Raw genomic sequence first — 17,865 nt, 5'->3', positions numbered from 1 at the left:
CCCGCATTTTTATGGGCTGGCGCTCGCACTGGGGGGATCGAGACTGTATTATCCGCTCATTCATAGAGTTAGCTAGGAAGTGTGTCCCGAATGCGTCTTGAAGTCAGCTGTGAAGACCGCCTGGGCCTGACCCGGGAACTGCTCGACCGCCTGGTGGAGCACAATATCGATCTGCGCGGCATCGAAATCGATACCTCAGGCATCATCTATCTCAACTTTCCCGAGCTGGAGTTCAGTGATTTTCAGCACCTGATGCCGGAGATCCGCCGCATTCCCGGCGTCTACGACGTCAAGACCATCCCCTACATGCCTTCCGAGCGAGAGCATCACGAGATCGAGGCGCTGCTCAAGGCGCTGCCGGATCTGGTCTTCTCCCTCGACAGCAAGGGCAAGGTGACCCAGGCCAACCAGTCTGCCCTCACCACCCTCGGCTTGCCGGTGGAGGAGGTGCGCGGGGTGGCGCTCGGTTCGCTGGTCAAGGGTTTCTCCTTCACCCGCTGGCTGGAGGCGAGCGAGATCAAGCCGCAGACCTGCAAGCTCAGTTTCAATGGCGAAGAGTATCTGGCAGATCTGATGCCGCTGTTCGTGGCAGAAGCCCGCGGCAAGCAGGCGCTGGCCGGGGCCGTGGTGGTGCTCAAATCTGCCCGTCGGGTCGGTCTGCACTTCAGCGCGCTTCATGCGGTGGAAGTGGGGGGCTTCGAGCATCTGCAGGCCGAGAGTCCCAAGATGAAAGAGGTGCTGTCGCAAGCGCGCAAACTGGCGATGCAGGACGCGCCGCTGCTGATCGTCGGCGAGACCGGCACCGGCAAGGAGCTGCTGGCCCGTGCCTGTCACGGGGCCAGCCTGCGCTCCAGCCACCCCTTTATGGCCCTCAACTGCGCCGCCATGCCCGATAACGTGGCCGAGAGCGAGCTGTTTGGTTATGCCCCCGGCGCATTTGGCAACAACACCGAGGGCAAGCGCGGCGTGCTGGAGCTGGCGAGCGGCGGCACCCTGATGCTGGACGAGATCGGCGACATGTCTCCCCATCTGCAGACCAAGTTTTTACGGGTGCTGCAGGATGGGGTGTTCCGCCGGGTCGGTGACGAGCAGGAGGTGAAGGTCAACGTGCGTTTCATCTGCACTACCCAGAAGCAGTTGCTGGATCTGGTGCACGAAGGAACCTTCCGCGAGGATCTCTACTATCGCCTCAACGTGCTCAGTCTGGCGCTGCCCCCCCTGCGCGAGCGCAAGGCGGACATCATGGTGCTGGCCCAGCAGTTTGTCTCCCGCTTTGCCAGCGAGTTGCAGCGACCCCGTCCGCGCTTTACCCGCAACATGGCAGACTACCTGACCGCCTATCGCTGGCCGGGCAACGTGCGTCAGCTGCGCAACTGTCTCTACCGTGCCATGACCCTGCTGGAAGGTGATGAACTGGGGCCCGAGCAGATCGACCTGCCGGTGGCGGCCGATACCATGCCGCTGATCGACGAGTGGTTTGAGGGAAACCTCGACGATGCGGTGAAGCGCTTCGAGAGCCAGCTGCTGGCCCGGCTCTATCCCGCCTTCCCGTCGACGCGCCAGCTGGCCAAACGCCTGGGCGTGTCGCATACCGCCATCGCCAACAAGCTGCGGGAATACGGCATCAGCAAGAAGTGATTTCCACCTTGCTGCCTGCTACCAGAGAGCCCGTTACCAGACGGGCTCTCCGTTTTCTTTACACGAACTCGGTAGATGATGGCGGGGTGAGACTTGTCAGGCCTGTGTCAGCCAACTTACTATCTGGGTTCATCTACCCGAACCGCAATGCCATAGCAGCGGTATTGTCAAGGCGACCACCTCCCGATCATGCTGTTACTCTTTTCCCCTCGTTTAACTGCCCGTCTGGCGATCCTGTTGGTTGCGTTTGGCCTGCTGTTGCCCCGCGCGCTGGCGGAAACGGCCGCAGAGAGCCGGGCGACGGCGGTCAGGGAGCTGGTGCTCGATATCATGAGTTACACCCGCTGGCCCACCGAGCCTGCGGTGCTGCGTATGTGCGTGGCGGCACCGACCGAATATGCCGGTGCCCTCTTTACCATCGATCGTCAGGCCAATGGCCGTACCGTGCAGGTCCATCGTTACGAGGCGAGCGATCCGGCCATCAGCGATCACTGCGATGTGCTCTATCTGGGAGTGCTCGACGAGCCGACCCGGATTGCGCTGTTTGCCCGCCTGCAGGGACACCCAGTGCTCAGCATCAGCGAATACAACCACGACTGTTCCACCAGCTCGGTGTTCTGCCTGCAGACCTCGCCGGACAGCGTGCGAGTGCGGTTTAAAGTGAACCTCGATGCCTTGGCCCTGAGCGGCGTGCGGGTGCATCCCGCCGTGCTCAACTGGCCCATGCCGACAAGGGGGTCCCATGAGACGACAGGTGAGCGCGGCTCCCCGCCGTCTGACCCTGCGTCAGAGCCTGGGGCGAACCCATCTGGTGGCCGCCATTACAGCCGTCAGCGTGGCAGGACTCTTTTTTACTCTGGTGGCCCTGCTGGTAGTGCGTTTTTACGCCGACCACAATCTGGAGCTGGTAGCCCGCGCCATCAGCTACAGCGCCGAGGCGGCGGTGGTGTTCCACGATGAGGAGGCGGCGAGCGAGGCGCTCAGTGGCATCGTTGCCAAGGAAGAGGTGGCCGAAGCCACTATCGTGCTGACCAATGGTCAGCTGCTTGCCAGTTGGGAGCGCCCCAGAAGCAACCCGCTGGTGACGCTCGAAGACTATCTGGCCCAACTGCTGATGCCGGGGCCAGTCAAACTCCCCATGCTGCGGGGTGGTGAGCAGATCGCCACCATCGAACTGCGCGGCCACGGTGAATACCTGCTGCTGTTTTTGCTCTCGGCGCTGCTGGTGATGGTGGTTTGCCTGATGCTGAGCGCCATGGTGGCACTCTATGTGGCTGACCGGATGCAGGTCTCCATCACCGCACCGCTGCGCAAACTGGCACTTGTCGCCCACTCGGTACGCCGACAGCGCACCCTGGGGATGCGGGCACCACCGGCCGATATCGTCGAGATTAACGAGCTGGGGGATGACTTCAACTCCCTGCTGGACGAGCTGCAAGCCTGGCAGGCCCAGCAGGCCCGCGAAAATGCCAGCCTGCTCCATCAGGCGACTCACGATGCCCTCACCGGACTGCCCAATCGCGCCCTGTTTGAAGCGCGGCTCGCGCAGGCCATCTCCCTCGGCGAGCAAGAGGGGTTTGCGCTGCTCTATCTCGACTGCGATCGCTTCAAGCAAATTAATGACACGCTGGGGCACAACGCCGGTGACGATGTGCTGATCGCGCTCTCAAGACGGGTGCAGCATCAGCTGCGTCCGGATGATCTGGTGTTTCGCCTCGGTGGTGACGAGTTTGCGGTGCTGGTTGGCCCACTCCAGCGACAGCATGAGGTGGAAGAGGTGATTGGCCGCATCCAGCAGGCGATGAGCGAACCGGTGGCGCTGCGTGACGGTCGTCAGCTGGTGGCAGAGGTGAGTGTCGGCTTCGCCGTCTATCAGGCGGGCATGAGTGCCAGCGTGCTGTGTGATCAGGCCGATGCAGCCATGTATCTGGCGAAACGGGCGCGCCGCAGCGAACAGCAAACCATCGCCTGACGGGCAAGAATAACAACATAAACAAGGAGCAAACCATGAAGATCACCCACCTGTTGAAAGTGACCCTGCTGGGGTTGGTGTTGTCACTGCTGGCCGGTTGCCAGAGTGCCCCCAAGGGGTTGACCCCGGAGCAGATCGCCGTGCTCAAGGAGCAGGGCTTTTATCTGACCGATGAGGGGTGGACGCTGGATCTGGCCAACCGGGTGCTGTTTGCCAACAACGTGGGGGCGCTCAATCCCCAGACTCGCCAATCCGTTGAAAAACTGGGTAAAACACTGCTTGGCGTAGGGTTGGACAAGGCGCGGGTGGATGGCCACACCGATAATACCGGCGAGAGCAGCTACAACCAGCAGCTCTCCCTGAAGCGGGCCCAGTCAGTGGCCGATGTGCTGGTCTCGGTCGGCATGAAGCCGGCCAATCTGGAGATCCATGGCCGTGGCGAGACCATGCCGCTGGCAGATAACAAGACCAGAGAGGGCCGGGCCGCCAACCGCCGGGTTGCCATCGTCATCAGCGATCAATAACCCTTTCATCGTTTCGTTACCCATAAAAAAAGAGCGCCCGATCGGCGCTCTTTTTGATCGCGACAGCTGGGGTCGCGGGGGCATGTGGGGCAGGATTACTGCGCGCTATTTTGCCCGTTATTGTCGTGATGGCTGCGCAGGCGGATGTTGATCATCTCCACCACCAGCGAGAAGGCCATGGCGAAGTAGATGTAGCCCTTCGGAATATGCAGATCCATCCCCTCGGCCATCAGGGCGAAACCCACCAGGGTGAGGAAGGAGAGGGCCAGCATCTTGATGGTGGGGTGGCTGTCGACGAAATCACCGATGGATTTGGCGGCAAACATCATGATGAAGACGGCAATCATGATGGCCAGCACCATCACCGGCACGTGATCGGCCATGCCGACCGCGGTGATCACCGAGTCGAGGCTGAACACGATATCGAGGATGGCGATCTGGATCAGGGTGCTGATAAAGCCCGAGGCCGCTTTGCTGACGCTTTCCGGCTCGGCCGCCCCTTCCAGGGTGACGTGGATCTCGTGGGCACTCTTGCCGATGAGGAACAGGCCCCCCAGCAGCAGGATCAGATCGCGGCCGGAGATGGCTTCACCCAGCACGGTGAAGAGCGGGTCGGTGAGACGCATCACCCAGGCCAGCGAGAGCAGCAGCAGGATCCGGGTACCCATGGCGAGCCCCAGACCCAGAATGCGCGCTTTTTGACGCTGCGCCTCCGGCAGGCGACCGACCAGGATGGAGATAAAGATGATGTTGTCGATGCCCAGCACGATCTCGAGCAGGGTAAGGGTGGCGAGTGCGACCCAGGCAGAGGGATCAAGAACCCATTCCAGCATGATTGAACCTTGGTTGAAAATTGGTTGGAAAATTGAAGCAGCGCATTCTAGCAGGGGCGCCACTGCTTGTCCCAGAGGGGGGAAAAGATAAAAATGGTGGCCATCGCAAGGGAGGCAGGCATGTTTCGATTAGGGTTCATTATTAATCCGGTCGCCGGGATTGGCGGTGCAGTGGGGCTCAAGGGCAGTGACGGTGTAGTTGCCGAGGCGCTGGCCCGAGGCGCTGTGCCCAAAGCGCAGGAGCGGGCGCTGCAAGCTCTGTTGCCACTGTGCGAGCTGAATGTCCCGTTCGAACTGCTGACGGTGGCGGGAGAGATGGGGGAGACGGTAGCCCGCGAGCTGGGGTTGCCCTGTCGGGTCATCTATCAACCGGCCGGGGAGAGCACCTCGGCCGATGATACCCGCCACGCCGCCGAGTTGATGCGCGAAGCCGGGGTCGATCTGCTGCTGTTTGCCGGTGGTGATGGCACGGCGCGGGATATCTGCGCCGCGGTGGGGGAGTCCTGCCATGTGCTCGGCATTCCCGCGGGGTGCAAGATCCACTCCGGCGTCTACGGGGTGACGCCCGCTGCCAGCGGGCGGGTGGTGGCGCGGATGATCGCAGGGGAACTGCTCAGCCTGATCGATGCCGAGGTGCGCGACATCGACGAGGAGGCGTTTCGCGCGGGCAAGGTGCGGGCCCGCCACTACGGCCAGCTGAAGGTGCCCGGTGATCTGCGTTATGTGCAGGCGGTCAAGCAGGGGGGCAAGGAGTCCGAAGAGCTGGTGCTGGCGGATCTCGCCGCCGGTGTGGTGGAGCAGATGGAGCCCGATACCCTCTATCTGATGGGCTCCGGCAGCACGGTGGCAGCCTGTATGGCTGAGCTCGGTCTGGAAAATACTTTGCTCGGTGTGGATCTGGTGGAAAATGGCCGACTTATCGGGCAGGATCTCAGCGCCGACGAGATCCTGACCCGGATCCGCGGCCGTCGCTGCCGACTGATCATTACCCTGATAGGCGGACAGGGACATCTGTTCGGGCGCGGAAATCAGCAATTGAGTCCTGAGGTGATTCGGTGTGTCGGGCTGGACAATATCCAGGTGCTGGCAACCAAAGCCAAGCTTGCCGCCCTTGCGGGCAGGCCGCTGCTGGTGGACACCGATGATCCCGAATTAAACCGGGCGTTGCGTGGTTATCTGCGAATAACCACGGGATACAAGGATCAGGTCATCTACCCGGTGGCCAACCCGGAATAGGACGCCAAGGACGCTGCTGGCCTGGCGCCAGAGAGCTGCAATCAACCGGATTGCGGTTCCATACCCCCGAATTTTTTGCCGCAAATGAGGCTGCGTTACATGACGATTCACGATTTTGAGCACAAGTTGTTGGGACTGATCGACAGCATGGTTGCTACCGCGACCGACGATGAGCTGTTTGCGGGGGGTTACCTGCGAGGTCATATCTCATTGGCCGTTGCCCGGGCAGAGCTGGAAGGCAAGACCCTGGTGCGGGACGTCAAGAGCTATGTGCTGCGCAGCCTCAACGAGGCGATCTTGCAAGGTGAGCTTTCTGAAGAGGATGAAAAACTGGTGCAGGCGATGTGGAGTCGTTTGCAACAAGACGCAGAAGCTTGATCGGATACACAATTCAAACTGAAGTTTGAGTTTATCCTTCCCCTGAAGTTAGTGAAAGGTTAATAATAAGTTTCGCCTTTTGTTTCAGGGATTAAACTATGGCCTCCTCAAGTATTGCCAATAAACTGCCGCTCGAGATGCTCTATCACTGGGAGCGGCAGTGTCCTGATCGAACCTACCTGCGTCAAACCATCAACCGCGAATATGTCGATTTCACCTGGGGTGAAGTGGCCGATGAAGCGCGGCGGATGGTGACGGCCTTGCGTCACCTTGGTCTGGTGGCGGGTGACAAGGTGGCGCTGCTCTCCAAGAATTGCGCCCAGTGGTTTATCGCCGATCTGGCGATGCAGATGGGGCAGTATGTGAGCGTGCCCATCTACCCGACAGCCAACGTCGACACCATCGAATATGTGCTGCGCCACAGCGAAGCCAAGGCGATCTTCGTCGGCAAGCTGGATGACTGGAAGAGTCAGGAGGCGGGCGTACCCGCCGATCTGCTGCGCATCGCCTTCCCCTATGACACCATGCCGGCCAGCCACCAGTGGGACGATCTGCTGGAGGCGCATGAGCCGATCCCTGACAGCCCGGTGCAGGCCCCTGACTCCCTGCTGAGTCTGGTCTACACCTCCGGCAGCACCGGCAAGCCGAAAGGGGCGATGCTGAGCGTCGAGCGTTACGCCTGGTCGTGCGAGAAGCTGGTGGAGACGGTGAGCCTGAGCCAGGCCGATCGGGGCTTCTCCTACCTGCCGCTGGCCCACATTACCGAGCGGGTCTACATCTACGGCGGCAGTCTCTATGGCGGCGCAACCATCGCCTTCCCCGAATCCCTCGATACCTTTATCGAAGATGTCAAACGCTGCCGTCCCACCGTCTTTATCTCGGTACCACGGCTGTGGGCCATGTTCCGCATCAAGATCCACGAGAAGCTGCCCCAGAAGAAACTCGAACTGCTGCTCAAGATCCCGCTTATCTCCGGCCTTATCAAACGCAAGCTGCAAAAGGGGTTGGGACTGGATCAGGCCCGGGTGTTGGGCTGCGGTTCTGCGCCTGTCTCCCCTGCGCTGCTTGAGTGGTATCTGAGCATCGGCCTCAAGGTGACTGAAGCCTGGGGTATGACCGAGAACCACGCCTACTCCACCATCAACTACCCGTTCCGCGCCGACAAGATCGGCACCGTCGGCAAGGCGGGGATCGGAGTGACCATCAAGATCTCCGACGAGGGGGAGATCCTCTGCCGCTGCGAAGGGATGATGCTGGGTTACTACAAGGATCCCGAGCACAGCGCCGAGGCCATCGATGCCGAGGGGTGGCTCCACACCGGCGACATGGGCAAGCTGGACAAGGAGGGTTATCTCACCATCACCGGCCGGATGAAGGATGTGTTCAAGACCGCCAAGGGCAAGTATGTGGCGCCGGTGCCCATCGAGGGACTGCTGGGGCAGGAGCCCATCATCGAACAGCTCTGCGTGATTGGTTACGGTATGCCCCAGCCCATTGCGCTGGTGCAACTGGCCGAGAGTGCCATGAAGGGCAATCGGGAGGAGGTCAACGCCAGACTGGAAGCGGCGCGGGTACGGGTCAACGATCAGCTGGAATCTCATGCCAAAATTCGCGGCATTCTGGTGGTGAAGACTCCCTGGAATATCGAGAACGGCGTGCTGACCCCCACCATGAAGATCAAGCGTCACCTGCTGGAGCAAAAGTACGCCCATGTCGGGGAGCGCTGGCCCTCATCGCAAGTGGTGGTGTGGGAGGAGTAAATCCCGCATTTTCCACATCGCGACAAACAACAACGGCCCTTGATGGGCCGTTGTTGTGTTTGAGGCATTTCACTCGCCGCTGTTTTGTCGGCGAGTAAAAGCGCGCCCGGTTAGATCTGCGCCAGCGCGGCAGCCAGATCGGCGATCAGATCGTCCGCATCTTCCACCCCGATGCTGAAGCGGATGAGGTCGTCGTTGACCCCGGCGGCGAGGCGGCTCCCCTCGTCCATGGCGGCGTGGGTGGTACTGGCCGGATGGCAAGCGAGACTCTCGAGATCCCCCAGACTCACCGCCTGCACGAACAGTTGCAGGTTATCGAGCAGGGTGGCGCAGCGCTCAAACCCGCCTTCAAGTTCAATACTCACCATGCCGCCAAAGCCGCTGGCGAAGGCGCTGAGAGCATCGTGGCCCGGATGATTGGCAAGCCCCGGGTAGATCACCTTCTTCACCGCCGGATGTGCCGCCAGAAACTCGGCCACTTTCTGGGCATTGTGCAGGTGGGCATCCATCCGCAGCGGCAGGGTCTTGACCCCGCGCTGCAGCAGGTAGGCCTCCTGCGGGCCGATGGGGGAGCCGATATGCTTGAGGGCCACGGTGCGGATCGACTTCATCAGGGCGTGGGAGCCTGCCACCACCCCGGCGATGATGTCGCCGTGGCCGCCCAGATATTTGGTGCCGCTGTGCATCACTACATCGACCCCGAGCTCCAGCGGGCGCAGCAGGTAGGGGGTAAGGAAGGTGTTGTCACACACCGTGATGGCGCCCACCTTGCGGGCCGCTTCCACCACCAGTCGCGGATCCACCACCTTGAGGGTGGGGTTGGTCAGGGTTTCGAACAGTACCACCTTGGTGGCGGGGCGGATGTTGGCCAGCAGATCCCGGTCACTCTCGTAGGCGGTGACCTTGATACCGGCGCGGCTGAAGGTCTGCTTCAAGAAGGCATCGGTGCCGCCGTAGAGCGGGCCGATATAGGCCACCTCATCGCCGCTGTCGGCCAGGGCATACATGATGGCGCTCACCGCCGCCATGCCGCTCGCCACCACCAGCGCTTCGTCAGCCCCTTCCAGCGCCGCCAGTTTCTGCTCCAGCTCGGCGGTGGTGGGGTTGCCAAAGCGGCTGTAGATAAAGCCGGGGGCTTGACCTGCAAAGCGCTCCTTGCCCGCTTGAGCGTTGAAGTAGCTGAAGGTGCTGCTCTGGTAGAGCGGGGTGGTGAGGGCTCCGGTCTGGGGGTCGATCCGCTGGCCACTGTGTACGCTCATGGTCTTGAATTTCATCGTGTTGCTCCGTGATGGCCAGGCTCTGGCCATGACTTGTTTTGTTGCTTGTTGCTTGTTGCTTGTTGTTCGTTGTCAGGGCGGGTATATCCATGCTGCTTGTGGCTTATGCATATACCCGCCGGCGGATCTCTGCGCTGCTCAGGCCGGTATCGCTTCGCTTTCAGTGCGCGGGAGGCGAGCGGGCTCCAACGGCCCATAGTGACGGGCCGCCACATCCGGGTGGGAGCGCAGCCGCCCTTTCAGCACGTTCTCCCCCACCTGATTAAAGAGCGGGTTGGTCGGGTCACTCTCTGGCCCTTGCGCCTGCGCTGCCAGCTTGGGGGAGAGGCTGAGCAGTGGCACGGTGGCATCGAGCCGCGCCGCCATAAAGAAGGCGCAGGAGAGGCGCGAGACGCCGGGCGGCGGGCTCACCACCCGATGCAGGGTCGCCTTGAGATAGCCGTTGGAGGCCAGCTCCAGCAGCTCGCCGATATTGACCACCAGCGCTCCCGGCAGGGGTGGCGCGGAGATCCAGCCGTCGGCCGTCTCGACCTCAAGCCCAGAGTGATTGTCCTGCATCACCAGCGTCAGGTAGCCGGGATCCTTGTGGGCGCCGACCCCCTGACTGCTGCCACCCGCCTCTTGCCCCGGGTAGTGAATCAGCTTCATGTGCTGGTAGGGGGCGCCGCGAATACTGTCGTCAAACACGTTGGCCGGTTGCTCCAGCACCTCGGCGAAGGCCGCGAGCAGGGTGAGGGTGATATCGCTCAGCCGCTCCTGCCATGCCAGCAGATGGCCTTTCATCTCGGGCAGGGCGGTCGGCCACTGGTTGGGGCCGATCAGCCGCTGCCAGGGTTCACGGATCAAGACCGCAGGCAGGGCTTGCGCCTCATTCATGATATCGAACTGCTCTCGCAGATCCGGCCGCTGGCGGGTCAGCTCGGCACCGACCCGGTTGTAGCCGCGAAAGTGGGGGCTGTTGACCATCTGCACTGCCAACTTCTCCTGCTCCGGCAGAGCAAAGAATCGCTCTGCCAGCGCCAGGGTCTCTAGCATCTCAACCTTGCTCAAGCCGTGGCCGACCAGATAGAAAAAGCCCACATCGCGGGCGGTCGCGGCCAGCCTAGCCAGCATAGGGCGACGCACCTCGGGCGCCCCGTTGAGGGCAGCCAGATTGATGATCGGCAGTGGTGAATGTTCCATGTGCACCTCCTCACTCTTTCGTTATCTCTGGCGCCATCTGGAATAAGGGGGATGCTACTGTTCGGTGTTAGAAGACGGAAACAACAAATTATTCTTAGTTATATACAAAATTCGAAATGGAATTCGGCAACTGATGGGCTGAAGGTTTTTTGCGCAGCCATTGTGGGGTAAAGGGGCAATGGTGAGGGGGAGAGTGATAACCAGAGGCAAGCTGCCAGTGGCAAAAATGACCAAAACAGAAAATGGCCAAAACAGAAGGGAGGCGGATGCCTCCCTTCTGGTTGAGCGGTTTTTCACCTGACCGAAAGCACAGGCGAGTGACCGCGTATTCTGGCCTTAACCGCCTGCTGGCTCTCAGTAACCCAGAGTAAAGCGCTGGCGCTGGTGAGCTGGTTTTTCCACCTCGTTCAGCACGCCATCGGCCAGATCTCCGGCGGTGATCCCGGCAGGCTGTTCGCCGCTGAACAGCACCTGATCGCCACCAATCCGATAGCCGCCGCGCTTCTCGCCCGGTTCGAGGAACACCGGGGGAGAGACAAAGCGCCAGTCGAGGTGGTTTCACGGCGCAGGGCGGTGAGACCGTCGCGGGCCGCCAGTGCCCCCTGTTTCCACTCGGCCGGGAACTCCGGGGTATCCACCAGTTGCACGCCGGGGGCAACCTCCAGACTGCCGGCGCCACCTACTACCAGCAGCCAGCTGTTGGCCGCTTTGGCTGCTGCGACGATCGCGTTGGCGCCCTTGAGGTACTGGTCGTAGATATCCGGTGTGGTCCAGCCCGGGTTGTAGGCGCTGATCACCCGATCGTGCCCCTTGAGCACTTCGGCCAATGCCTGCGGGTTTTGGGCATCCACCGCCACGGCGGTGACCTGCGGATGGGCGGCCACCTTGCTGACATCGCGGACGATGGCGGTGACGTGATGGCCGCGGCTGATGGCCTCGTTCAGGATGGCTGAACCGACAAAACCGCTGGCACCGATCAGGGCAATCTTCATGGGGAACTCTCCTTCACTGTTGGAATGGGGCTATCCTACGCCGCCATTTATGATTTAATAATCACCTCAAAAATGCATTCACTTATAAGTTGGGTTTAATAATGGAACAGCTCAGACGTTACGCCATCTTCGCCGCAGTGGTGGAAGCGGGCAGCATGACAGGGGCGGCCAAATCCCTTGGCATGACCCCCTCCGCCGTCAGTCAGCATATCAGCCAGCTGGAGAGCCTGCTCGGGCTGCCCCTGCTCCATCGCTCCACCCGTCGCCTCAGTCTGACCGAGGCGGGAGAGGTGGTGTGGCAAGGGTGCCGGGCGTTGCAGCAGACCCTGAGCGAGACCGAGTTGCGCCTCTCGGAGGTGCGCGACGCCCTGCTCGGTGAAGTGCGGATCACCGCCCCGGTGGGGATGGCGGGCCAGCCGTTGGCACTGGCCCTCTCGCCGCTGCTGCAGGCCCACCCCGGCCTCACCATCCAGATCATCGCCGACGACGAGAAACGGGATCTGATTGCCGAGCGGATCGACGTGGCATTGCGGGTCGGCACCTTGCCCGACTCGACTCTGGTGGCCCGCAAACTGGGGCAAACCCGGATGCTGCTCTGCGCCGCCCCCGCCTATCTGGCGCGCAAGGGGACGCCGCGCATGCCCGCCGATCTGGCCACCCACGACTGGCTCTGTGGCGACATGCTGGGCAACGGTTTGCTGCTGCAGGATGAAAAGGGGGGCGAACACAGGGTGAGGTTCAAGGCCAAGGTGCTCTGCAATAACGTGTTGCCCTTGCGCCAGTTTGCGCTGGCGGGGCAGGGGATCTCGCTGCAACCGGAGGGAGAAATTGGCGAGGATCTGGCGCAGGGGCGTCTGCTCGAACTGCTGCCCGGTTTTCGGGTGGCACCGATGGAGATCCACGCCATCACGCCGCAGCGGGAGATCCCGGAGAAGGTGCGGCGGGTGGTGGAGGCGCTGCGCAGCTACTTTGCTGGCACCTCCTGACATATATCAATACGGCTTGGCCTAGCTGTCAGCTGGGCTCTTGCCCGCCAACGAGCGGGCGGCGCCACAGATAGAGCCCGATTGTCAGCAGCAAGCCGCCCAGAAAGAGCCAGCGAGCGCTTCCCCAATGGCCGCTGTCCGTCATCAGGGCCGCCAGCAGCAAGGGCCCCAGCAGCTGACCGAGGTTGGCGAGCTGGACAAAAAAGCCCTGCACGATGGCCAGTTGCACCGGCCCCTGACTCACTCCCTGCGCAGACGAGAGGATCGCTGGCGGCGCCATGCCACCCGAAAGGGAGAGGACGAGGCACAATCCATAGGCCCACCACGGCGACAGGCCGGGCCAGAAGGCGAGCATGCCGCACAGCGCCATCAGACCCAGTGCCCAGCTGATGAGCCGGTCTCGCGCTACGCCCCGGCGCAGCAGCCATGCCCCCATCAGGTTGCCGGGAATATTGGCGACCACCGCCAGCGCCGAAAGCAGGGCGATCTGGCTTTGGCCAATCCCGGGGCTGCCTTGCAACATGGTTGGCAGCCAGACAAAGAGCGCCCAGAGCATCAGGCTGTAGAGCGTGAACGCCAACCCGTAGCGCCAGAGTGCCTTCTGCCGGAGCACCGTGAGCTGGCGCAGCGGGTGGCCCGAGTTGATCGAGTTTTGGGGTGCCCAGACCCGCAGTTTATCTGCCGAGCGACTGGCGAGCAGAAGCAGCAGGGCAGAGAGTTGCGGGAACATCAGGATCAGCCAGGCCAGTCGCCAGCCACCTTGCGCCGTGAGCCAGGGGGTGAGCAGCATACCCGCCGCCGCCCCGAGAGGCAGGTTGACCGCCCACAGGCTCAAGGCCAGTCGCTTATCCTCCTCCCGGCTCACCGCCACGATAAAGGCGGGCATAGCCACCGAGACCAGCAAAAAGCCAATCCCCTCGACAATGCGCGACAGCAGCATCATGGCCAGCCCGGTGGCGGGTAGTGCCAACGCCCCGCCTGTGACGATAACCAGCAGCCCGACAACCCCGGTTTGCCGCCCACTCCAGCGGGTCAGCAACAGGCCGAGAAAGAGGCTGCAGAGGATCGCCAGCGTATTGAAAGCTGAGGCGAGATAGCTGGCTTCGACCAGAGTCAACCCCAGCTCGCTGCGCAGTATGCCGAGTACGGCGGGCACTTTGCCAAGGCAGAGGGCGCCGCTGGCACCGGCAAAAATGGCGAGGAAGACCAGAGGCCAGCGCGTGCTTTGTGGCTGGTGGCTAATGAGCGTGCTCATGGCCGATATTGGCCGTTGCGCAGCCACTCATCGTTGAGCTGACCAAATTCGCCGCGCTGATAGGCATGCAGCCGATCCGCAATGGCGTCGTGGCTGTTCATGACGAAGGGGCCATGTTTGACCAGGGGTTCATTGAGCGCCTGGCCTGAGAGCAGCACGAAGTGGCAGGGCTCGGTGGCCTCAAGCTGCAGAGCCTCCGCCTCGCCGCCATCGGCAGGGAGGCAGACACCCATCCCGTGACCTGCCGGGATGAGGTGCCGCTCTCCCTCCGCCTGCAGGGTCAGCGATCCGGTCAGGGGATAGATCATCGCATTCCAGCCTGCCGTCAGCAGATGGGTGAAGCGGCTGCCGGGCGCGCAATGGCCATCGAGCAGGGTAAAGGGTTGGGGCAGTGCTCCCGAGTGTGGTGCCGTTATCCCGTTGCTGTGGCCTGCGACCACCCGTACTCGCACCCCTTCGCCATGAAACTCGGGGATGGTGGCAGCGGCTGCGTGGACGGCAAAAGGCGACATCATCTTTTGACGGGCAGGCAGGTTGACGAAGATCTGCAGGGCGTGGACATAGGGGGATGCCCCTTCCGGCTGCTCGGTATGTACGGCCCCGCGCCCGGCCGCCAGCCAGTGGAGCGCGCCCGGTTCGATGGGGCCCTGATTGCCGAGAGAGTCGTAGTTGACGTGGGGGCTCGTCGAATCCTCGAACAGATAGGTGACGGCAGAGATCCCGGCGTGGGGATGGGGCTCGAAGGTGGGGCGGTCATCTGGAAGTGATCCACCATCACCACGGGGTCTATCAGACCGTTGAAAAAGTGTTCGCCAAAATGGCTGGCTTCAAAGCCGCTGCCAATGCGCAGCGGTTGGCCCTTGACGGGGGTGGAGAGAGTCAGGCGTCTGGTCATCGATATAACCTCTTGAAGACAAAAGATGCCTTCGGTCATCTGACCGAAGGCGGGGCGAGTTACGACTTCTTGGCACCCTCTTGCATCTGCCACACCAGGGTGGCGAAAGGCATGTCGAGGGCGCTGTAGACATCGTGCGCCTTGGGGTCGACGTTGCTGCGCAGCATCTCGACCGCAGCGGAGGCGTAGTCGGTGACCGGGATACCGGCCCCCAGCAAGCGTTGCAGCCCAGTGGTGCGCTTGGCTTCGTTGAAGGTGCCGGAGGCATCGAGCACCACCCGGGCATCATAGCCGGCAGCCTTGGCAGAGAGGGCCGGGAAGCTGGCGCAGATCTCGAGGGATACCCCGGCGATGATCAGCTGTTTGCGGCCGGTCTTCTCAATGGCGGCGCGCACGGCGGGATCGTCCCAGGCGTTGATGACGGTGCGGTTGATCACTTTCACATCCGGCAGGGCACTGGTCAGTTCGGGCATGGTGGGGCCCCACATGCCATCGGGCATGGTAGCGGTCACGATCACCGGCACGCCGAGGGCGCGGGCGGCGTTGGCCAGCGCCACCACGTTGTGCTTGAGCTCGCCCACCGTGGTGTCGCGCACGCCGCTCAACAAGCCGACCTGATGGTCGACCAGCAGTAGTACCGCATTGTCTCGGGAGAGCATCTCCAGATAGCGGTTGGGTGATACGGTCGGATGGCTGGCAGCCTCGGCGGCCATGGCCGGTGTCGCTGTGGTGGCCAGCGTGGCGGTCAGGGTCGCCAGACCGAGCAGGGTGGCAGAGCAGATTTGTCGCAGTTTCATGGTGAACTCCTTGTGATATCGGAACAGTCAAACGGCCCTTGCTGGTGGGGCGGATTGCCCGCGCAGCAACCGTCTGATGGGGACAGGGCCATTATGATGGCTGCAAAAATGGCGACAATCTGGTGAAATAGGTTCTTATCGTTCCATCAATGGAACGATGTGAATGCACCTCACCCTGACCAAGGCTGCCCGATGACACCACTGGAACTTGATTTGAATGATCTCTATCTCTTCACCCATGTGGTGCAGCGACAGGGATTCACTGCCGCCGCGCGGGCGCTTGGCGTGCCCAAGTCGCGGATCTCGCGCCGGATCCGGCTGCTGGAGGAGCGGTTGGATACCCGGCTGCTGCAACGTACCTCACGCCAGCTCAGCCTGACCGATGCCGGTGAGGTGCTCTATCGCCACTGTCAGGCGATGCTAGCCGAGGCGCAGGCCGGAGAGGCGGCAGTGCGGCAACGGCAGCAGGAGCCGAGCGGTCTGGTGCGGATCAGCGTGCCCATTACCATGGCCGATGCTCTGCTCGCCCGCTTGCTGCCCGTGTTTATGGCGCAATACCCCAAGGTGAGACTCGCCGTGCAAGCCAACAATCGGCAGGTGGATCTGTTGGAGGAGGGGCTGGATGTGGTGATCCGCGGGGTGGCCTTTGAGCAGCCCCCCTCCAGCTTGGTGCAGGTGTCGCTCTGTACGGTGCAGTGGGGCGTGCTGGCGACCCCGGCGTGGCTCTCGCGCCACAATGCGCTGGCGCATCCACGCCAGCTGGAAGGAGAGGATGCCCTGCTCTTCAGCTCGCTGGAGCGTCAGGCCGATCTGTTGCGGCTGCGACACGACAGTGGGGAGAGTGAGGAGGTGGCGGTCAATGTGCTGCTGCGCAGCGACAATGTGCAAACCCTCAAACAGGCGGCGCTGGCGGGGCTAGGAATGGTGGGCTTGCCACTTTACGCCTGCGTGAATGAGCTGGCGGATGGGCGGCTGCAACAACTGCTGCCCGAGTGGCGCCCCAAAGATGGCAAGCTGGTGATGCTCTATCCCGCGCGGCGCGGTCTGTCACCGGCGGTCAGGGCCCTCATCGACTTTATCAAGGTGCAGTTGCCTGCACTGCTGGCAGAGGTCGGTCAGCCACGCTGAGGAGGGCTATCCCTCCATCTTGGTGCGAATGCGCTCGAACAGGCTCTGCAGGCAGGCTTGATCCCGATCGGCGGCCCGCACCGCGCCGTACATATGGCGACGGATACCGCTACCGAGGGGGCGGGCGCAGAGCATCCCCTGTCTGACAAAATCCTCGCAGGCCCAGCGCGGCAGGGCGGCGACGCCAAGTCCGGCGGCGGCCATCTGCAGCATTACCGAGGTGTTGTCCACCGGTTTGCAGCGGGCGGGCTCGATGCTGGCTGGTTGCAGGAAGCGGCTGAACACGTCCATCCGTGCCCGCTCCACCGGGTAGACCAGCAGCACCTCCGGCACCAGATCGCCCGGCTCGATGCGGCTCTGGTGGCAGAGGGGGTGATCCGGCGCCATCACCAGAGTGAGATCGAAGGCAAACAGCGGCTCGAAGTGGAGATCGCCCCGGGCCTGCACGTCCGAGGTGAGCAGCAGGTCGAGCTGGCCGCCTAGCAGGGCATTGATGGCATCAAAGCCCGGCACTGACTCCACCTCCAGATCCACCCCAGGCCACTGGCGGCGAAAATCGGGCAACAGCGGCAGCAGCCACTGGATGCAGCTGTGGCAATCGAGCGCCAGATGCAGCCTGCCCGCATCGCCGCTCTGCAGGGCTTGCAACTGTTTCTCGGTCTGGGCCAGAGCGGGCAGTACCTGACGGGCGAGGGCGAGCAGCTGGCCGCCTGCCGCGGTCAGCACCAGCGGGCGGCTTTTGCGCAGGTAGAGCTCCAGATTGAGGCGGGTCTCCAGCTCTTTGAGCTGGTGGGAGAGGGCGGACTGGGTGAGGTTGAGGGTCAGCGCCGCACCGGCCAGCGAGCCCTGCTCAGCCAGCGCGGTCAATGTTTTCAAGTGTTTGATCTCTATCCCTGCATTGCTTGGCACTGCCATAAGATGGCTCCTTGTGAGATTGCGTATGGCACTGATAATGCTGTCGGCGCGGCCTGACCTTTAGCCTCGGCCTCCTGCCGTCTTGCTGCTGCGCTTC

15 protein-coding genes and 3 pseudogenes are annotated in these 17,865 nt (G+C 62.4%); 9 read left to right on the top strand and 9 right to left on the bottom strand.

Features of this window, described 5'->3' with window-relative positions:
- Window positions 1–90: 90 nt before the first annotated feature.
- The 4 genes and pseudogenes from tyrR (at window position 91) to ACTG19_RS03405 (ending at window position 4,134) form a co-directional block, all read left to right on the top strand.
- Window positions 91–1,638: a transcriptional regulator TyrR gene (tyrR, locus tag ACTG19_RS03420; RefSeq protein WP_005333656.1), complete on the top strand. Its 1,548-nt coding sequence runs from the start codon at window positions 91–93 to the stop codon at window positions 1,636–1,638.
- Window positions 1,639–1,827: 189 nt separating this feature from the next.
- A pseudogene (locus ACTG19_RS03415) lies at window positions 1,828–2,384 on the top strand (YfiR family protein).
- Window positions 2,381–3,610 (top strand): diguanylate cyclase domain-containing protein, encoded by a 1,230-nt coding sequence (locus ACTG19_RS03410; RefSeq protein WP_058056947.1) that lies wholly within the window; start codon window positions 2,381–2,383, stop codon window positions 3,608–3,610. Before ACTG19_RS03415 ends, ACTG19_RS03410 begins: the two are co-directional and overlap by 4 nt.
- 35 nt (window positions 3,611–3,645) lie before the next feature.
- Window positions 3,646–4,134 carry an OmpA family protein gene (locus ACTG19_RS03405; RefSeq protein ID WP_113739925.1) on the top strand — a complete coding sequence of 163 codons (489 nt, stop codon included), beginning with the start codon at window positions 3,646–3,648 and terminating at the stop codon, window positions 4,132–4,134.
- A 95-nt stretch (window positions 4,135–4,229) separates the two neighbouring features.
- Here the strand turns inward: ACTG19_RS03405 and ACTG19_RS03400 are convergent, their stop codons facing one another.
- Entirely contained in the window at window positions 4,230–4,967 is a 738-nt protein-coding gene (locus ACTG19_RS03400) for a TerC family protein (protein ID WP_005333641.1), read from the bottom strand.
- Window positions 4,968–5,087: 120 nt separating this feature from the next.
- Here ACTG19_RS03400 and ACTG19_RS03395 point away from each other — a divergent pair, with 120 nt between their 5' ends.
- The 3 genes from ACTG19_RS03395 to ACTG19_RS03385 all read left to right on the top strand — a co-directional run bounded on the left by ACTG19_RS03395 (window position 5,088) and on the right by ACTG19_RS03385 (window position 8,341).
- Complete coding sequence (locus tag ACTG19_RS03395; protein ID WP_257687624.1) at window positions 5,088–6,203, top strand: ATP-NAD kinase family protein; 1,116 nt, start codon at window positions 5,088–5,090, stop codon at window positions 6,201–6,203.
- A gap of 99 nt (window positions 6,204–6,302) precedes the next feature.
- Window positions 6,303–6,581, top strand: a complete 279-nt coding sequence (locus ACTG19_RS03390; protein ID WP_005333639.1) for a YfcL family protein — start codon at window positions 6,303–6,305, stop codon at window positions 6,579–6,581.
- A gap of 98 nt (window positions 6,582–6,679) precedes the next feature.
- Window positions 6,680–8,341 (top strand): AMP-binding protein, encoded by a 1,662-nt coding sequence (locus ACTG19_RS03385; RefSeq protein WP_439988739.1) that lies wholly within the window; start codon window positions 6,680–6,682, stop codon window positions 8,339–8,341.
- A 110-nt stretch (window positions 8,342–8,451) separates the two neighbouring features.
- Here ACTG19_RS03385 and ACTG19_RS03380 read toward each other — a convergent pair whose 3' ends face one another.
- The 3 genes and pseudogenes from ACTG19_RS03380 to ACTG19_RS03370 all read right to left on the bottom strand — a co-directional run bounded on the left by ACTG19_RS03380 (window position 8,452) and on the right by ACTG19_RS03370 (window position 11,792).
- The gene (locus ACTG19_RS03380) at window positions 8,452–9,615 is read right to left on the bottom strand and encodes a trans-sulfuration enzyme family protein (protein ID WP_439988738.1); all 1,164 of its coding nucleotides are present in this window, start codon (window positions 9,613–9,615) and stop codon (window positions 8,452–8,454) included.
- Between the two features lie 141 nt (window positions 9,616–9,756).
- Window positions 9,757–10,800 (bottom strand): isopenicillin N synthase family dioxygenase, encoded by a 1,044-nt coding sequence (locus ACTG19_RS03375; RefSeq protein ID WP_069528370.1) that lies wholly within the window; start codon window positions 10,798–10,800, stop codon window positions 9,757–9,759.
- A 354-nt stretch (window positions 10,801–11,154) separates the two neighbouring features.
- Window positions 11,155–11,792, bottom strand: a pseudogene (locus tag ACTG19_RS03370) (NAD(P)-dependent oxidoreductase).
- Between the two features lie 101 nt (window positions 11,793–11,893).
- On the opposite strand from ACTG19_RS03370, the gene ACTG19_RS03365 reads away from it, so the two are divergent.
- Window positions 11,894–12,778: a LysR family transcriptional regulator gene (locus ACTG19_RS03365; RefSeq protein ID WP_113739931.1), complete on the top strand. Its 885-nt coding sequence runs from the start codon at window positions 11,894–11,896 to the stop codon at window positions 12,776–12,778.
- A gap of 28 nt (window positions 12,779–12,806) precedes the next feature.
- Here ACTG19_RS03365 and ACTG19_RS03360 read toward each other — a convergent pair whose 3' ends face one another.
- The 4 genes and pseudogenes from ACTG19_RS03360 to ACTG19_RS03345 all read right to left on the bottom strand — a co-directional run bounded on the left by ACTG19_RS03360 (window position 12,807) and on the right by ACTG19_RS03345 (window position 15,725).
- The gene (locus ACTG19_RS03360; RefSeq protein WP_439988737.1) at window positions 12,807–14,033 is read right to left on the bottom strand and encodes an MFS transporter; all 1,227 of its coding nucleotides are present in this window, start codon (window positions 14,031–14,033) and stop codon (window positions 12,807–12,809) included.
- Window positions 14,030–14,548: a pirin-like C-terminal cupin domain-containing protein gene (locus tag ACTG19_RS03355; protein ID WP_439988736.1), complete on the bottom strand. Its 519-nt coding sequence runs from the start codon at window positions 14,546–14,548 to the stop codon at window positions 14,030–14,032. Before ACTG19_RS03355 ends, ACTG19_RS03360 begins: the two co-directional genes overlap by 4 nt.
- Before the next feature lie 81 nt (window positions 14,549–14,629).
- Window positions 14,630–14,734, bottom strand: a pseudogene (locus tag ACTG19_RS03350) (pirin family protein); the annotation flags it as partial.
- Between the two features lie 253 nt (window positions 14,735–14,987).
- A complete protein-coding gene (locus ACTG19_RS03345; protein WP_041210334.1) occupies window positions 14,988–15,725 on the bottom strand; it encodes an isochorismatase family protein in 738 nt (245 codons plus the stop codon).
- 192 nt (window positions 15,726–15,917) lie between these two features.
- On the opposite strand from ACTG19_RS03345, the gene ACTG19_RS03340 reads away from it, so the two are divergent.
- Window positions 15,918–16,853 carry a LysR substrate-binding domain-containing protein gene (locus ACTG19_RS03340; RefSeq protein ID WP_113739933.1) on the top strand — a complete coding sequence of 312 codons (936 nt, stop codon included), beginning with the start codon at window positions 15,918–15,920 and terminating at the stop codon, window positions 16,851–16,853.
- A 6-nt stretch (window positions 16,854–16,859) separates the two neighbouring features.
- Here ACTG19_RS03340 and ACTG19_RS03335 read toward each other — a convergent pair whose 3' ends face one another.
- Window positions 16,860–17,768: a LysR substrate-binding domain-containing protein gene (locus tag ACTG19_RS03335; RefSeq protein WP_113739934.1), complete on the bottom strand. Its 909-nt coding sequence runs from the start codon at window positions 17,766–17,768 to the stop codon at window positions 16,860–16,862.
- Between the last annotated feature and the right edge of the window lie 97 nt (window positions 17,769–17,865).

Source organism: Aeromonas sp. 3P (genome assembly GCF_051919745.1).
GTDB classification, from domain to species: domain Bacteria; phylum Pseudomonadota; class Gammaproteobacteria; order Enterobacterales; family Aeromonadaceae; genus Aeromonas; species Aeromonas veronii.
Note: the sequence above shows the minus strand (reverse complement) of the source record. Positions and strands in the feature narration are given on the sequence as shown.

What these genes read in the sequence shown, in the direction of transcription:
- ACTG19_RS03405 (WP_113739925.1), top strand. Translation starts at nt 3,646, where the DNA reads ATGAAGATCACCCACCTGTTGAAAGTGACCCTGCTGGGGTTGGTGTTG.
- ACTG19_RS03375 (WP_069528370.1), bottom strand. Translation starts at nt 10,800, where the DNA reads ATGGAACATTCACCACTGCCGATCATCAATCTGGCTGCCCTCAACGGG.
- ACTG19_RS03335 (WP_113739934.1), bottom strand. Translation starts at nt 17,768, where the DNA reads ATGGCAGTGCCAAGCAATGCAGGGATAGAGATCAAACACTTGAAAACA.
- ACTG19_RS03360 (WP_439988737.1), bottom strand. Translation starts at nt 14,033, where the DNA reads ATGAGCACGCTCATTAGCCACCAGCCACAAAGCACGCGCTGGCCTCTG.
- tyrR (WP_005333656.1), top strand. Translation starts at nt 91, where the DNA reads ATGCGTCTTGAAGTCAGCTGTGAAGACCGCCTGGGCCTGACCCGGGAA.
- ACTG19_RS03355 (WP_439988736.1), bottom strand. Translation starts at nt 14,548, where the DNA reads ATGATGTCGCCTTTTGCCGTCCACGCAGCCGCTGCCACCATCCCCGAG.
- ACTG19_RS03395 (WP_257687624.1), top strand. Translation starts at nt 5,088, where the DNA reads ATGTTTCGATTAGGGTTCATTATTAATCCGGTCGCCGGGATTGGCGGT.
- ACTG19_RS03345 (WP_041210334.1), bottom strand. Translation starts at nt 15,725, where the DNA reads ATGAAACTGCGACAAATCTGCTCTGCCACCCTGCTCGGTCTGGCGACC.
- ACTG19_RS03385 (WP_439988739.1), top strand. Translation starts at nt 6,680, where the DNA reads ATGGCCTCCTCAAGTATTGCCAATAAACTGCCGCTCGAGATGCTCTAT.
- ACTG19_RS03380 (WP_439988738.1), bottom strand. Translation starts at nt 9,615, where the DNA reads ATGAAATTCAAGACCATGAGCGTACACAGTGGCCAGCGGATCGACCCC.
- ACTG19_RS03410 (WP_058056947.1), top strand. Translation starts at nt 2,381, where the DNA reads ATGAGACGACAGGTGAGCGCGGCTCCCCGCCGTCTGACCCTGCGTCAG.
- ACTG19_RS03365 (WP_113739931.1), top strand. Translation starts at nt 11,894, where the DNA reads ATGGAACAGCTCAGACGTTACGCCATCTTCGCCGCAGTGGTGGAAGCG.
- ACTG19_RS03400 (WP_005333641.1), bottom strand. Translation starts at nt 4,967, where the DNA reads ATGCTGGAATGGGTTCTTGATCCCTCTGCCTGGGTCGCACTCGCCACC.
- ACTG19_RS03340 (WP_113739933.1), top strand. Translation starts at nt 15,918, where the DNA reads ATGACACCACTGGAACTTGATTTGAATGATCTCTATCTCTTCACCCAT.
- ACTG19_RS03390 (WP_005333639.1), top strand. Translation starts at nt 6,303, where the DNA reads ATGACGATTCACGATTTTGAGCACAAGTTGTTGGGACTGATCGACAGC.